The organism is Shewanella sp. SM69 (assembly GCF_025653985.1).
In the GTDB taxonomy this organism is placed as follows: Bacteria; Pseudomonadota; Gammaproteobacteria; order Enterobacterales; family Shewanellaceae; genus Shewanella; species Shewanella oncorhynchi.
Genome location: NZ_JAKKRV010000008.1, coordinates 16376 through 30929, shown reverse-complemented (window position 1 = coordinate 30929; position 14554 = coordinate 16376). Strand labels below are relative to the sequence as shown.

The window sequence follows — 14554 nt, the reverse complement described above, 5'->3', positions numbered from 1 at the left end:
TTTGCCTGATCTCGCATATGCAGTATCAGGCTTTAAGTAACAACCTGCAGTAACAACAGGTCGTAATAAAAAGGCGGATTAACGATATAAAGTTAATCCGTTTTTTATTGGCCTTTTTACGTCAGCGCTTTGTTTAGGTTAACCTGATTGCTATCAGTTTCATCTATTTGAGCCGCTTCAGGCTCTGCTTGCTCAATATCGAAACTAAAGGCGAGTTGCTCCTCATCACTGTCATTATCATCGATAATATCGTCATCGACGCCATCGGCCCCTAAATCATGCTCCGATTCATCTAAGTTAGCGCTCGGCGTCATATGTTCTTGAATTGATTCAACATCAACCCTTGGGTCCAACGCTGCCGCCAGTGGTGAAGAGACTAAGTCGCCCGTCGCCATTATGTAGTCTTGGGTGACATTGGTTTCGACTTTTTGCTGTGAATGTACATAACGTAAACGCACAAAGAGTATTAAGGTACAGGCTGACATAAAGCCATATAACATGTTATTGCCAAACCATTGCATTAATGTCGATGCGATAAGCGGACCGATACTGGCGCCTAAGCCGAAGGTTAATAATATTGTTGCTGATAAACCTACCCGCTCATTTTGCTCTACTCGAGAGTTGGCAAGCGCTGTGGCGAGCGGATAGAAAGTGAAACCTAAAATACCAAATAGGAAAGTCATCACCAGTGAAATCACCGGATGATAGGGGGTTAAGGCGATAGCTAAGGCTAAGATACCGAGCAATATACAGTTGATACGGATAAGGCGACTGCGGGACATAATGTCGGACAATTTTCCCATTGGCCATTGTGCCAGTAATCCCGCTAAAATCGTTGCCGTCATATACGTGGCGACTTTTTCAGGTGGTAAACCTAAGTTACTGGCGTAGGCGGGAGCGAGACCATAAAACGAACCCACTATCATGCTACCAATCGCGATTGTCGTGAGTGCTTGTGGCGCTTTTTTCCAGTAATAGGCAATTTTGAGTGGGGCAGGAACTAAGGGCGCAGGGTGAAGACGACGCGTGAGTGAAATCGGTACGATACAGAGTGAAAAACAAATTGCGATAAGCAGTAGTGGCTCTAGTCCTAATTCGGGGAAAATACTGATCGCACCTTGGCCCAAGATTAAGCCGAAGTAAGATACGATCATATAACTCGCAAACACAGTGCCCCTTTGATTACTTTCAGCTTGTTCGTTAAGCCAACTTTCTAACACCATGTATTGGCACATCATCCCCATGCCGACCACAAGTCTGAGGAGCAGCCAAACCGCTAGCTCATCCACGAGTGCATGGCCTAATGCCGATGCCGCGACTATGCCTGCACTGGCGACAAAGGCGCGGATATGGCCCACTTGAGCGATAAGTCGATGACCAATCTTAGAGCCTGCCACTAGGCCAACATAGTAGGCCGACATCATGCCGCCAATCCATATTTGTGGCACATTCATTACTGAGAGCCTGAGCCCAAGATAGGTGGTAAGCAAGCCGCCGGCTAATACCATTAATAACGTGGTGCTATATAAAGAGGCGAAAGTGCGCAGCGGATTAGTCATATACAACTCCGAAAACACAAACTAGATTGATAATGAGGAGTGAGTATATCAGGGGTTAGTGTTTATGTTGTGTTGCAAATTGTTGGTAAATCTTGATTAATTGCGCATTTCTGCTCAAAAAATCACTGAATTATGTCGGAACAACTCAAGGGGATGCTTGTGAAGCATTCACATAGACGCCAGCCGAGTAGGCTATTAGCGTCATATTAGTCTATGTATTTCTTCGTATTTCTTCGTATTTTTTAAAAGGAGTTATCTAAAAGTGTAAAGCAAGTTGAAGGTGGTGATGGTATCCATGGGTTGGCTGCCTTCTGGTACCACTTCAGTGTATTTGATGTTCATACCGATCTTAAATGCCCAATCTTGGAACACCAGATTTTTATAGTTCATATCTAAGGTGAGGGTGTTGTTGTTCTCGCCCACTTCCGCGGTGAGATCGGCATTGAGACTGCTGTATTCCTGTAGTTTTTGAGAGAATTTGGCAGCGGTACGAAGAATGACATCTTTTTCGGCATCAGGGCTGGGGATAGTTACCGATTCTGCAGGTAAGTTATATCGATAACCTGGGCCGAACTCGAGACTGAGTTTTGTTTTATAACTACTGATAGCATTGAAACCGTAACCACTCGAAAGAGTCGATATTTGTGTGTAACTACCGAATTGATCCCAAGTAAAATCACCACGTCCGAAGACATAACCCTTAGTAAGTTTATAGTTCGATTGTAACTGTAGCTCATATTTTTCGGAGGTTGTTTGACTTTTTTCTGAGGCAAAATAGGCTTTTAGTGTGGCTTCTTGCTTGGTTTGCTTTGTATCGTAAATCAGTTGGGTTCGACCATTAAAACTGCTGGATTCGGTATTGCCTGTGTTCAGTTGCAAGCCAGCTTCGATTTCCGCGGTAAAATCGCTGGGCGGTTCCTGATAATCAGGTGGAACAAGCGCAAGCGCAGGAAATGAAAGGAAAAACAAACTGATTGGCGCAATAACTTTTAGCATTATGTTTTATTCTTGGTTAGCTGATTTCAGACGTCCGAATGTAGGCGAGCCGCCATCATACCTGTATTGATTGGCGAGGCAAAGTTATTGCTTGAGTTTCTGGCTTGCTTTCTGTACTATCTCGCGCTCAAATCAGTCACTATTTTTCGTTCCTTGCCTCCATTTGGTTTGACTGAGCCAATACCGAGGCTACATAACCGTAAGGAGCAATAAATGCGTCATTACGAAATCGTATTTATGGTTCACCCAGATCAAAGTGAACAAGTACCAGGTATGATTGAGCGTTACACAGGTGTTATCACCGAAGCTAACGGCACAATCCACCGTTTAGAAGATTGGGGCCGTCGTCAACTGGCTTACCCAATCCTTGACCTGCATAAAGCTCACTACGTTCTGATGAACGTTGAAGCTAAAGCAGAGACGATCGAAGAGCTAGAAACAGCTTTCCGTTTCAACGACGCAGTTCTGCGTAATATGGTAATGCGTACTAAAGTTGCCGTTACTGAAGCATCTCCAATGGCTAGAGCTAGAGATGAGCGCGATTCACGTCGTGGCCCAGCTGGCGAACGCTCATATGATGAAGCTCACGCTGAAGAAATCGCTGAGTAAGGTAATCTGTGACCACCAATAACTTGGTGTTGTCAGGAACGATAACTCGTTCAAGACGCTTTAAAAGCCCAGCAGGTATTGCACATAGTGTAATTATGTTGGAACACAAATCGCAGCGTTATGAAGCCGAAATGCTCCGCAACGTCTACGTACAAATTCAAGTGATATTGAGTGGCCCACGCTTTGAAAGCGTCGCAGAAGATCTGAAAGCAGGTGTGGAAGTACAAGTGCAAGGCTTTATGACGCTTCAACAGGGGCGTAATGGTCAGAACCGCTTAGTCATCCATGCCGAAAATGTCGAATTGAAAACTTAGGAGACTGTCAACATGGCACGTTATTTCCGTCGTCGCAAGTTCTGCCGTTTCACCGCTGAAGGTGTTGCAGAAATTGATTACAAAGATATCGTTACTTTAAAGAACTACATCACTGAAAGCGGCAAGATTGTTCCTAGCCGTATCACTGGTACTAGTGCTAAATATCAGCGCCAACTAGCTCGCGCTATCAAGCGTGCTCGTTATCTTTCTCTACTGCCATACACTGATTTACATCAGTAATTGCAGTATTCCTAATCGAATATAGAGGATTTGATAATGAACGTTATTCTGCTTGATAAAATCGCTAACCTAGGCAACTTGGGTGACCAAGTTACTGTTAAAGCTGGTTACGCTCGTAACTACCTTTTGCCACAAGGTAAAGCTGTTGTTGCTAACGAAAGCAACGTTAAAGTATTTGAAGCTCGTCGCGCTGAATTAGAAGCTAAATTAGCTGCTGAATTAGCTGCTGCTAACCTGCGTGCTGAGAAAATCACTGCATTGGAAGCGGTTGTAATCGCTTCTAAAGCCGGTGATGAAGGCAAACTGTTTGGTTCAGTTGGCAACCGTGACATCGCTGATGCAGTGACTGCTGCTGGTGTTGAGCTGGCTAAATCAGAAGTTCGTTTACCATTAGGCGCTCTGCGTACTACTGGCGACTTCGAAGTTGAAGTTCAGTTACACACTGAAGTTAAAGCTGTTGTTAAAGTTTCTATCGTTGCAGAAGCTTAATTACTCCTTGCTTTAATCTTAAGAGAAACACCGCTTCGCGGTGTTTTTTTATGGCTGAAATTCAGTATTTAGCTGTGGTCAATATGGTTTGATATTGGTTTGCGATGGATTAATACCAATCACATTAAATATCTAATCAGTTCAGAGCCTCACAGGCATCTCAATCCAAGGCGCATTGACGCAGAAATGGTTATTTCCTTTTAAGTCAATGTAACACGGGAGTGGGATGCCTGTGAGGCTCCCGAAGGGCGGCTGATGTTAACGGCATGGCAAAGCGCTTTATACTGCGTTTAAGGCTTTCGACAGAGCACCACTATGCCTTCAAGCCTTCGCCTTGTCTAAAGCGCGTTGAACTCCCGCTGAATGAACAGATATTTAATACGATTGGTATAATGCGGCAAGTGATATGTCTACTCATTCAGTCTCAAAGCGTATCCGCGTTTAAAATACTAACCCAAATAAAAGCCGCTTACTGTCATGACAGTGAGCGGCTTTTGACTAGATGGGTTAAATCCGTGTTTGGCTCAGAGTATTAATTTCTCACTAAATCCAATTCTTGGATTAAGTTATCGGCATGATCCACTTCATCCATCATCCACAGGATATAGCGAATATCCACGTGCACTGCACGGGTGATGGTTGGGTTGAAGAACCAATCTTTAGTGATAGCTTCATAGGTTGAGTCGAAGTTAAGGCCCACTAACTCACCTTTTCCGTTGAATACTGGTGAGCCGGAGTTACCACCTGTGGTATCCACACTCGATAAGAAGTTAACCGGTACTGAGTTAAATTCTTCTGGTTTATCTAAACAAGAGAAGAGTCTGCAAATCCAGCCGCGGGGATCTTGATAAACCGACTTCACCAGATGATCGCCAAAACGTTGTTCGCTAATCGCATCGAGGAGTTTTTTCGGCGCATTATAGGGCTCAACGCCTGTGTGTTTTGCGACTATGCCATCAAGACGAGTAAACGGCTGTTTATAGAGCGCATCACGTGATTGATAACCATCAACCATGCCATAGCTGATCCGTAGCGTACCGTTGGCGTCAGGATAGACTGGCCAGTTGTTTGCTTTGTAGTATTCGATTACGGCCGCCATATAATCAGGGCGAGCACTAGACAGCTTGCCGTCTAAGATTTTTTCTGACTTTTCCTGTGCCATATTCGTGTCGTAAAGTGCTACGGCTAAACGAATAAAGGGATCGGCACTGGTTTCGAAAGCGCTAGCATCGGCATTCATCCACGCGAGGCGCTTAGCTTGGTCTGTGAGCGTAGTGAGTGTGTACAAACCATCGAGTTTAGCTGCGAGATCGGCATCTTTAGTGTTCACACTTAGCATTTCATCGAGTGCTGCTACGCGATTTGATTGGCTAAGGTAAGCATTTAAATCCTGTAGCCACAAAGTCTTATCAACAGTGACATCAAAACTTGAATCGATACGTTTAAGACGTGAGCTTAGCATAGCAATATCACGTTCTTGGTAGCCTTGCTCACGCTCGGCATCGGGCTTTTGTTTTTCTTTAGCAAGACGGTAGAGGCTGTTTGCTGCGGTTAACAATGTGCTCGATTGGGCATTGGTAAAGTAGTAATTACTTTGGAATGCTTGTTGTTGCTCGGCGAGTAACACTTCTAACTCAGCAATGAGATTTTGATTTAGCTTAGGGTTTTGTTTAAGCCAAGCTAAAAAATTATCTTCACGGCTTTGCTTAATGCCAATGATATCCGTTGCTTTAAAACCCGCTAATAGGCCGTTGAGTTTCTTCATCCGGTTGGCCATTGAGGCCATATTACCTGCGTACTTAATAGCGATATCGGCATCTTTTTGTCCCATAGCCTCGATAGTATCAATCTGTAATTGATAACGCTTAGCTTGGGTTGGGTACAACCAATCACTGGCAAATTTAAGTTCACTGGTCAGGTTGTAACGGCTAGTCGTGCCTGGGTAACCCGCCACAAACACGCCATCACCGGCTTTTACGCCATCGGCATTGACCTTAAGGTAGCTCTTTGGTTGGTAAGGAATGTTATTGTCGCTATACGCGGCGGGTTTGCCATCTTTCCGACGTAAGCTCGTAGGAAGGCAAAATCACCCGAATGGCGTGGATATTCATAGTTATCAATATCGCCACCATAGCCCCCAACACTTTCAGGTGGTGCGTAGACTAAGCGCACATCGCGGATCATCAATTGCTTGATTAAGTAGTATTCTAAGCCGTTATGGAAACTGCGCACATTACAACGATAGTTAGCATCGGCTTCACAGCTTTTGATGAGCGCTTTACTGTGATTTTGAATGTCTTCGTAACGACTTAGCGGGTCTTGGCTGAGGTCTTTATTGATTTGCGCGGTGACATTGGTCACTGCTTCTGTGATGTATAAACGTTCGTTAGGACCGGCAGAGGGTTCCTTGTCCATCGATGTTGCTAAAAAGCCTTGTTCTAGGTAGTTATGCTCTTGCTTAGTGTTATATTGTATCGCCTTGTAGGCACAATGGTGGTTTGTCACAACTAGCCCTTGGGGGGAGACAAAACTGGCGGTACAATAGCCCAGCCCAACCACAGCGTTCATTGGATAACTTGTCAGATCGGCCAGTTTTTCTGCCGGAATATCGATTCCGCGTTCACTGAGTTTGTCTGCAATTGAAGGCATTTGATAAGGTTGCCATTGTCCTTCGTCGGCAGTTGCTATGCCGGATGTCAGTACTAAGGCCGCAACCAATGCAATACGCATGTTCTTTCCTTATTGATTGTTAGAGTGTCCGTTGGAATAAAATAACAGGCGAGTGTAAACATCCTGTTTGCTTGACGCGGGTTTTATATCATATTTTGTTAAGTTGTTGGAAATCGGGAGCGTTAATGTCACAACAAGGTGCTTTTAAGCCTAAAAGTAAGCCAAGAGATTTGCAGCTTGATGGACTCAAGCTGCCACCGCATTCAATTGAGGCTGAACAATCGGTATTAGGCGGCTTGATGTTAGATGCCGAAGCGTGGGACAGGGTCGCAGAGGCTGTAGTAAAAGAGGATTTTTACTCTCGCTCACATAAGATGATCTTTTCTGCCATGCACAGATTGGTCGATTTAGGGCAACCGATCGATTTGATCACGGTTTCTGAACAGCTCGAAGTTGAGAACCAATTAGAAGATGCCGGTGGTTTTGCCTACTTAGGTGAGATTGCGAAAAATACCCCAAGTGCGGGTAATATTTTATCTTACGCTGAAATCGTCCGTGAGCGGGCCGTGGTCCGTGATATGATCCGCGTCGCACATGAGATTGCCGATGCGGGCTATAACCCAGAAGGTCGGGACTCGGGTGAATTACTCGACCTTGCTGAGAGTAAAGTCTTTAAGATCGCCGAGATGCGAACCAATGCTAATGAAGGTCCCGAAGGTATCAAAACCATTCTGGAAAAAACCGTCGATAAGATTGAACAGCTTTACAATAACCCCCATAACGGTGTGACTGGAGTATCGAGTGGCTTTAACGATTTGGATAAGATGACCGCTGGCTTCCAGTCCGGTGACTTGATTATCGTTGCGGCGCGTCCTTCTATGGGTAAAACCACCTTTGCGATGAACTTGTGCGAACAGGCCGCAATGAATGAAGATAAACCCGTACTTATTTTCAGTCTCGAGATGCCGTCAGAACAGATTATGATGCGTATGTTGGCCTCCTTGGGCCGCGTCGATCAAACTAAGATCCGTACTGGTCAACTCGATGACGAGGATTGGGCGCGGGTTTCATCGACCATGGGTATCATGCTCGAGCAAGGCAAAATGTATATTGATGATGGTTCGGGATTAACCCCGACAGAAGTTCGCAGCCGCGCGCGTCGTATCGCCCGTGAGTACGGTGGTTTATCTATGATCATGATAGATTACCTGCAGTTAATGCAGGTGCCCGCCTTAAAAGATAACCGTACCTTAGAAATTTCTGAAATTTCACGCTCGCTGAAAGCATTAGCCAAAGAGTTGGAAATCCCGATTATTGCCCTGTCGCAGCTTAACCGCTCGCTCGAACAAAGGGCCGATAAACGTCCTGTTAACTCGGATTTACGTGAATCAGGCGCTATCGAGCAAGATGCGGATCTCATCATGTTTATTTATCGCGATGAAGTGTATAACAACGATTCTCAAGATAAAGGCACGGCAGAAATCATCATTGGTAAGCAACGTAACGGCCCCATTGGTCGGGTGCGGCTCACTTTCCAAGGGCAATTTTCGCGTTTCGATAATTATGCTGGGCCGCAGTTTGAAGAAGATTAATTGACGTTTAAAAACAGTCAGTTTGCGTTTGCAGAAGATGAGCTGTATTGATGTATTTTTTATATCCGTGACTTTTTATTTCCTGAGTAAACAAGGTAAATTTTGAACCCTTTTCCCCGTGCAGAAATTAGCAGTAGTGCACTGCAAACCAATCTCGCTGCGTTGCGTCAACAGGCACCAGCGAGTCGTGTGATGGCCGTCGTTAAAGCGAACGGTTATGGTCATGGATTATTGAATGTCGCTAATTGTTTAGTCAGTGCCGATGGCTTTGGCCTAGCACGATTGGATGAGGCCTTAGAATTACGAGCGGGCGGCGTGACAGCGCGTTTGTTATTACTAGAAGGTTTTTTCCGCGCCACCGATCTCCCGTTACTCGTCGGGCATGATATTGACACTGTAGTGCACCACAGCTCTCAGCTTGAGATGTTAGAGCAAACTGTGTTGTCAAAACCTGTCACTGTCTGGCTTAAAGTGGATTCAGGCATGCATCGTTTAGGTTTTACGTCCGAACAATTTTCAACGGTTTACGCAAGGTTAATGGCCTGTCCCAATGTGGCAAAACCGATCCATTTGATGACACATTTTGCCTGTGCAGATGAGCCAGATAACACTTATACCTCAGTACAGATGGCGGCTTTTAATACGTTAACGGCAGGCTTGCCCGGATTTAGAACCTTAGCAAACTCTGCTGGTGCCTTGTATTGGCCTCAGAGCCAAGGCGATTGGATCCGTCCTGGTATTGCACTCTATGGCGTATCTCCTGTTACTGGTGATTGCGGTGCGAATCACGGGCTAGTTCCTGCGATGGAATTAGTATCACAGTTGATTGCGGTACGGGATCATAAAGCCAATCAGCCAGTCGGCTATGGTTGTTTCTGGACCGCGAAGCAAGATACCCGTTTAGGTGTCGTGGCGATTGGTTATGGTGATGGTTATCCTCGCAATGCACCGGAAGGCACACCCGTGTGGGTCAATGGTCGCCGCGTACCCATAGTCGGCCGTGTTTCTATGGACATGTTGACTGTTGACTTAGGTCAAGGTGCGCAAGATAAAGTTGGGGATAGTGCATTGCTGTGGGGTAAGGCATTACCCGTGGAGGAAGTCGCTGAACATATCGGCACTATCGCTTACGAATTAGTCACTAAGCTTACGCCAAGGGTTGCTGTTTGCTTAGCTTAACCCTGACAGATAGAATTATTCTGGGACACTTTTTAGCAAGAAAATGGTGATTAAACACCGTTTTCTTTTATGTAAAGTGTCAGGATGAATAATTGCCACTACACGAATGGTTACTGCAAATAACACTATGAATTATAGTTATTTGTTAGCGGGAGAAGTGTCGAACCTGTAGGGCTGAGATAAACAAAATAGTGGTTTGCAGTTCACCGTTGGCGACGCAATATATTTTAGACCTGAGGATGAAGCTGTGCTGAACTGGTGTTAGGCGGCAAAATAGACGATAAAAATACCTCAATTCAGTTTACGGTAAACCAGCCGTTCTGATCTTTGTTATCTGGCTTTAAATAAGCGAATGAAACATAAGATCCAGAGCGACAGGATAGTTAATGTATTTTGAGCTGACTGGCTTGGTGCATTTAAGCTATTAGTTTTCAAAACATATTTCAATATAAGCAGTACCATGCGGGCTTGTAAATGGCATGATAATCTTAGTGCCATTAGCTTTATGGGAAATAGTATGGCCTTTTCCTGATACGACCATAGGAGTGGCCATTTCAAATTCATAGCCTTTTTGACCCAAAAGATTTTTTGCGCCACCAGTCACCATATTCGTAATTTCGCCTACTAAGTCAGTCACTTCCTCGTTAATTTTACCCGGGTTTTCGCCCAGCATATTCTGCATTATCTGCAAAACAAGCTTTTGTTCGAAGGTAATCGACAGTGATCCTTTTGTTTGGGGTCCAACAAGACCTATTAGGCCGGATACATCACCCTTTGCTAAGTTATCTACTTTGATTTGGGGTTTGCCCGGCGTCAAATCCATGCTCGCCATCGTAGATATGACATTGAGCAAAGATTGGAGGAAAGGATTAATAAAATTAACGTTCATGCCTAAGTTTGTCCTCTTTTGAGCCTAAACCATGGAGTAATGGCATTGCTTAAGGCTATTAGAAAAGTTGCTTATCGACAGCAATCTTGATCACACTCTATCAGCTTAGATGAGACAGCTATAAATGTGAGGCTAATTTAAAGATATTCTTATCATTTATCTGAGTTATAGGCAGTTAAAGCTCCATATAACCGTGTCCTTTATTGTTTAGACCGTTTTGTATGATGGTTCATAAGTTTGCTTGGAAGACGCTTATCGTCAAATAGCGTTGTTTTACGTCTCATACATACAAAAAATGGCAATATATCGGCTGCATTAGCCCCATTCATAGTGGCTCATGAGTGCCGATGCTGCAAAGTTTTTTAGCCTTTTTATGGAGTAACTCGACTTTTATTTGCACTTGAACTTGTGAGAAGGCGTTGCTACTCAACTCTCTATCCCATCGCGTCTTACGTAATCCCATTTTATATGGCTATTTTCGGCATTGTGGAGTGCTATCAAAAAGGCGTCTTGGCCTTGAGTGTCTTAGCTGACTTTGTAAAAGTACGATGTTCGCTGTAGACTGTCTCACTTTTTTGCTTCACCCTAACGACGCATTTGTAGTGTGTTGTTCAGTACGTGTTTTCAGGTCAATTACTGGGAACACCATCTTGAGCGCTCAATCTTATAATTTGGGATACCTCACAGGATGCTTAGCAATTAGACAAATGCACAAATGTGTGAAAACCGCTTAATAGAATGTGAGAGTGATGATTCAATCTAAAATGAGTAAAACCCCAGTTATATCAACTATTCCAATCGAGAGAACATTTTCCATTGCGCCCATGTTGGATTGGACAGACCGGCATTATCGTTTTTTTGCACGTTTGATGTCGGTTAATGCTTTGTTGTATACGGAAATGGTGACAACAGGAGCGATATTGCATGGTCGTGGTGATTACTTGGCATATAACCAAGAAGAACATCCTTTGGCGTTGCAGTTAGGTGGCTCTAATCCCTTAGATTTGGCTCGTTGCGCTAAACTCGCTGCTGAGCGTGGCTACGATGAAGTTAACCTCAATGTGGGTTGTCCTTCCGATCGAGTGCAGAATGGTCGCTTTGGCGCGTGTCTGATGGCGGAACCTGAGTTAGTGGCTGAGTGTGTTGACGCCATGAAGCAAGTCGTTGATATTCCTGTGACTGTGAAAACGCGTATCGGAATTGATGAGCAAGATAGTTATGCGTTTTTAACCCAGTTTATTGATGTGGTTAGTGCAAAAGGGTGTACGGATTTTACTATCCATGCGCGTAAGGCGTGGCTTCAAGGGTTAAGCCCAAAAGAGAATCGCGAGATCCCGCCGCTCGATTATGAGCGTGTGTATCAACTTAAGCGTGATTATCCTGCACTTAATATTGGTATTAATGGCGGCGTAACAACTATCGAGCAAGCACAAGTTCATTTAGTGCAGCTCGATGGAGTAATGATGGGGCGCGAGGCTTATCAGAATCCTTATATTCTGGCGCAGGTGGATCAAATATTGTGTGGCAGTCAAAAAGCAGTGATCAGCCGCGAGGCTGTGATTGAGGCTATGTTGCCTTATATCGAAGCACATTTGCAGTCGGGTGGGCGACTTAATCATATTACTCGCCATATGATAGGTTTATTTCAAGGTTTACCAGGTGCCCGTGCGTGGCGTCGTTATTTGAGCGAAAATGCCCATAAAAACGGCGCTGGGATAGAAGTGGTAAAGCAGGCTTTTCAGAATATTCAGGCTGAAGTTGTAGAGTAATTCCACTCGACTTAAAAGATGGTGAAATTTACTAACTTTAGTAGTATTTTTCACCACTTGTTATTTTCCAATCCATCCCTATATCTCATCTTGTTCACATAAAATGCTTTAAAATGATTAAAATCATAATCTTAAAAATATTTTTATAAGTTGGCACGCAGTTTGTAATACTCCTTTTGTCAAGTTAATTAATCGAAAGGGATGCCATCATGTTTACGTTAACCATTAAAAAATCAGTACAAATGAGTGTATTATTAGGCGCGTTAGTCGGTAGCGTTGCAGCACACGCAGAAGCCGCACCAATATCAGATGTTGTGGGAACTATTGAGCAAACATTAACTGCGCAGACACAAGAATTGTTCGTCAGTGTAAAGCGTGAATTTGTGATGTCATTGCAAACACAACTGGCTGAAAGTATTTATGACTTCAACAGTCAACTTAGCTTAAACGCTGAAAATAAAGGTGAATCGGCAGGTGCCGATGAATATAGCGCTAAGTAAAGGATCTGCTTATGTGGTTTGTAGCACCTTTGATGACATTGCTACTGTTACCTGTAATTAGTCTTGCGTTGTTTTCAGGCATTATTTGCTGGTTTCAGTGGCATAGTGTTAGTGATAAATAAGTTAGCGATGAACTGAGTCGAGGTTTTAGATGAAACGATTAAAAGTGCGTATGGAGAGTCCAGAGCGGTTAGTGTGTGGTGTTGCTGCAGGCATGGCGTGGAAATTTGATTGGTCTTGTTTTTGGACTCGTGCGGTGTGGGCTGGTGCAGTTGTATTTATGCCGGGTGTGAGTTTGCTAATTTACTTTGTTTTAGCATTGTTAGTTGACCAATGGAAAAAACCAGCCTAAGCATGCAGTGATGGCTTGTGTTGATGAGCTAATAAGTGGCTTGTTTTGATTTAAAATGATGCAGTTAAACCTATCAACAAGAGGGCACTTTGACCCTCATGCGAAAATGTATGTGCATACTGCCTTGCAGACTATTTTTTCAAAAAAGCTTGAAATCTGCTTTTGGCTTCATCACTTTTTAGCCTAGCGCTAAATTGTTCAAGTTCTTGGTGCATTTGGTGTTGTACACGATTTTTATGCGGACGCATTAATTGACGTGTGATTTGTAGTGCTTGTGGCGGTTGATTTGCCAATTTTTTTGCCTGAGATAGTGCATAACTGAGTAAATCTTCATGGGCCACAATTTCGTTGATCATATTGAGTCTATGGGCCGTCTCGGCATTAAAACTTTCACCAAGTAGCAGTAACTCAGCCGCTTTTTGATAACCAATGAGTTCTGGTAAGAGTAGGCTAGCCCCCGCTTCCGGCACGAGAGCCAAGTTGACGAAGGGAAGTTGAAATTTCGCCGTGTTGTCAGCGTATACCAGATCGCAATGTAGCAGTACGGTTGTACCTATACCTACGGCGGCACCAGAAACAGCAGCCACCAAAGGTTTTTTGAGTTCGAGCAGACAAAATAAGAAACGTACTGCGGGATGATTTGGCCCTAAGTCACTATTTTTCAAAAAGTCAGCAACATCATTGCCGGAGGTGAAACAATTATCTTGGCCATGGAGCATAAAGGCACGAATGTCGTTGTCTGCTTCACCTTCGATCAGGTATTCTGTCAGTTGTTTATACATATTAAGATCAAGTGCATTGCGTTTATCAGGGCGATTAAAGCTAATAATACGCACGCCCTGATCATCCTGAACCTGTATATGACTCATGGGTTGTTTCCTTTACGACGACATTGGGTAAACATGGAGTTTAAGACATTGAAACCAATATTCAAACAGCTGTTTAATTGTCTAGTTTTATCTTGTGCATCATTTTCAGCGTTGGCGAACGTAGTCATGACTGAAGGTCACATACGCGCCATGCCTGAGACAGTACCAAATACTGCCGCTTACTTTACGCTTGAAAACCACACAGATAAAGCGATTCGTCTTATCGGTGTCAGTACGACTGTGGCAAAGGATGCCCAATTACACACGATTATCGAAGACCAAGGCATGGTGAAGATGCGCCATGTTGAAGGTTTTGACATCCCCTCCCATGGCACATTAACGTTAACGCCGTCAGGGGATCACGTCATGTTGCTTGGCTTAAAAGCGCCATTGGTGTTAGAGCAACAAGTTGAACTGCAATTAGAGTTTGACGGTGGCGAGAAAATGGCAATTACCCTGCCTGTTAGTAAAGCAGCAGAAAACGCCGCAGAGCAAGAGCATCATCACCATCATTAAGGAGTCGCTTG

At 44.1% G+C, this 14554-nt stretch carries 14 protein-coding genes and 1 pseudogene; 10 read left to right on the top strand and 5 right to left on the bottom strand.

The window, feature by feature from the left end:
* Positions 1-116: 116 nt before the first annotated feature.
* Both L5M37_RS12310 and L5M37_RS12305 read right to left on the bottom strand, forming a co-directional pair.
* Entirely contained in the window at positions 117-1559 is a 1443-nt protein-coding gene (locus L5M37_RS12310; RefSeq protein ID WP_131524122.1) for an MFS transporter, read from the bottom strand.
* 252 nt (positions 1560-1811) lie between these two features.
* Positions 1812-2555 carry a YdiY family protein gene (locus tag L5M37_RS12305; protein WP_168825486.1) on the bottom strand — a complete coding sequence of 248 codons (744 nt, stop codon included), beginning with the start codon at positions 2553-2555 and terminating at the stop codon, positions 1812-1814.
* Positions 2556-2768: 213 nt separating this feature from the next.
* Between L5M37_RS12305 and rpsF the strand changes: the two genes are divergently transcribed.
* Genes rpsF through rplI form a run of 4 tightly spaced genes read left to right on the top strand, consistent with a single transcriptional unit; the run spans position 2769 to position 4207 of the window.
* Positions 2769-3164 carry a 30S ribosomal protein S6 gene (gene rpsF, locus L5M37_RS12300; protein WP_105251410.1) on the top strand — a complete coding sequence of 132 codons (396 nt, stop codon included), beginning with the start codon at positions 2769-2771 and terminating at the stop codon, positions 3162-3164.
* An 8-nt stretch (positions 3165-3172) separates the two neighbouring features.
* Positions 3173-3478, top strand: coding sequence for a primosomal replication protein N (gene priB, locus L5M37_RS12295; protein WP_105251411.1), 306 nt, complete (start codon positions 3173-3175; stop codon positions 3476-3478).
* Between the two features lie 12 nt (positions 3479-3490).
* Positions 3491-3718 (top strand): 30S ribosomal protein S18, encoded by a 228-nt coding sequence (gene rpsR, locus L5M37_RS12290; protein WP_006083042.1) that lies wholly within the window; start codon positions 3491-3493, stop codon positions 3716-3718.
* A 36-nt stretch (positions 3719-3754) separates the two neighbouring features.
* On the top strand, positions 3755-4207 hold the full coding sequence (gene rplI, locus L5M37_RS12285; protein ID WP_113939970.1) for a 50S ribosomal protein L9: 453 nt from the start codon (positions 3755-3757) through the stop codon (positions 4205-4207).
* Between the two features lie 532 nt (positions 4208-4739).
* On the opposite strand, the pseudogene L5M37_RS12280 reads toward rplI, so the two are convergent.
* A pseudogene (locus tag L5M37_RS12280) lies at positions 4740-6937 on the bottom strand (S46 family peptidase).
* Positions 6938-7062: 125 nt separating this feature from the next.
* Here L5M37_RS12280 and dnaB point away from each other — a divergent pair.
* Positions 7063-8469 carry a replicative DNA helicase gene (dnaB, locus tag L5M37_RS12275; protein WP_105251415.1) on the top strand — a complete coding sequence of 469 codons (1407 nt, stop codon included), beginning with the start codon at positions 7063-7065 and terminating at the stop codon, positions 8467-8469.
* Between the two features lie 102 nt (positions 8470-8571).
* On the top strand, positions 8572-9648 hold the full coding sequence (alr, locus tag L5M37_RS12270; protein WP_263200610.1) for an alanine racemase: 1077 nt from the start codon (positions 8572-8574) through the stop codon (positions 9646-9648).
* Between the two features lie 424 nt (positions 9649-10072).
* Here the strand turns inward: alr and L5M37_RS12265 are convergent, their stop codons facing one another.
* Complete coding sequence (locus tag L5M37_RS12265; protein ID WP_105251417.1) at positions 10073-10537, bottom strand: chemotaxis protein CheX; 465 nt, start codon at positions 10535-10537, stop codon at positions 10073-10075.
* A 749-nt stretch (positions 10538-11286) separates the two neighbouring features.
* On the opposite strand from L5M37_RS12265, the gene dusA reads away from it, so the two are divergent.
* The 3 genes from dusA (at position 11287) to L5M37_RS12250 (ending at position 13158) form a co-directional block, all read left to right on the top strand.
* Positions 11287-12306: a tRNA dihydrouridine(20/20a) synthase DusA gene (gene dusA, locus L5M37_RS12260; RefSeq protein WP_263200609.1), complete on the top strand. Its 1020-nt coding sequence runs from the start codon at positions 11287-11289 to the stop codon at positions 12304-12306.
* Positions 12307-12515: 209 nt separating this feature from the next.
* The gene (locus L5M37_RS12255; protein WP_173246873.1) at positions 12516-12806 is read left to right on the top strand and encodes a hypothetical protein; all 291 of its coding nucleotides are present in this window, start codon (positions 12516-12518) and stop codon (positions 12804-12806) included.
* A gap of 151 nt (positions 12807-12957) precedes the next feature.
* Entirely contained in the window at positions 12958-13158 is a 201-nt protein-coding gene (locus L5M37_RS12250; protein WP_113941528.1) for a PspC domain-containing protein, read from the top strand.
* 131 nt (positions 13159-13289) lie between these two features.
* Here the strand turns inward: L5M37_RS12250 and L5M37_RS12245 are convergent, their stop codons facing one another.
* Positions 13290-14027, bottom strand: a complete 738-nt coding sequence (locus L5M37_RS12245; RefSeq protein ID WP_028761866.1) for an enoyl-CoA hydratase — start codon at positions 14025-14027, stop codon at positions 13290-13292.
* Between the two features lie 33 nt (positions 14028-14060).
* On the opposite strand from L5M37_RS12245, the gene L5M37_RS12240 reads away from it, so the two are divergent.
* Entirely contained in the window at positions 14061-14543 is a 483-nt protein-coding gene (locus L5M37_RS12240) for a copper chaperone PCu(A)C (protein ID WP_028761867.1), read from the top strand.
* Positions 14544-14554 lie beyond the last annotated feature (11 nt).

What these genes read in the sequence shown, in the direction of transcription:
- L5M37_RS12265 (WP_105251417.1), bottom strand. Translation starts at nt 10,537, where the DNA reads ATGAACGTTAATTTTATTAATCCTTTCCTCCAATCTTTGCTCAATGTC.
- L5M37_RS12310 (WP_131524122.1), bottom strand. Translation starts at nt 1,559, where the DNA reads ATGACTAATCCGCTGCGCACTTTCGCCTCTTTATATAGCACCACGTTA.
- L5M37_RS12240 (WP_028761867.1), top strand. Translation starts at nt 14,061, where the DNA reads ATGGAGTTTAAGACATTGAAACCAATATTCAAACAGCTGTTTAATTGT.
- L5M37_RS12250 (WP_113941528.1), top strand. Translation starts at nt 12,958, where the DNA reads ATGAAACGATTAAAAGTGCGTATGGAGAGTCCAGAGCGGTTAGTGTGT.
- rpsF (WP_105251410.1), top strand. Translation starts at nt 2,769, where the DNA reads ATGCGTCATTACGAAATCGTATTTATGGTTCACCCAGATCAAAGTGAA.
- dusA (WP_263200609.1), top strand. Translation starts at nt 11,287, where the DNA reads ATGATTCAATCTAAAATGAGTAAAACCCCAGTTATATCAACTATTCCA.
- L5M37_RS12255 (WP_173246873.1), top strand. Translation starts at nt 12,516, where the DNA reads ATGTTTACGTTAACCATTAAAAAATCAGTACAAATGAGTGTATTATTA.
- rpsR (WP_006083042.1), top strand. Translation starts at nt 3,491, where the DNA reads ATGGCACGTTATTTCCGTCGTCGCAAGTTCTGCCGTTTCACCGCTGAA.
- rplI (WP_113939970.1), top strand. Translation starts at nt 3,755, where the DNA reads ATGAACGTTATTCTGCTTGATAAAATCGCTAACCTAGGCAACTTGGGT.
- L5M37_RS12245 (WP_028761866.1), bottom strand. Translation starts at nt 14,027, where the DNA reads ATGAGTCATATACAGGTTCAGGATGATCAGGGCGTGCGTATTATTAGC.
- dnaB (WP_105251415.1), top strand. Translation starts at nt 7,063, where the DNA reads ATGTCACAACAAGGTGCTTTTAAGCCTAAAAGTAAGCCAAGAGATTTG.
- L5M37_RS12305 (WP_168825486.1), bottom strand. Translation starts at nt 2,555, where the DNA reads ATGCTAAAAGTTATTGCGCCAATCAGTTTGTTTTTCCTTTCATTTCCT.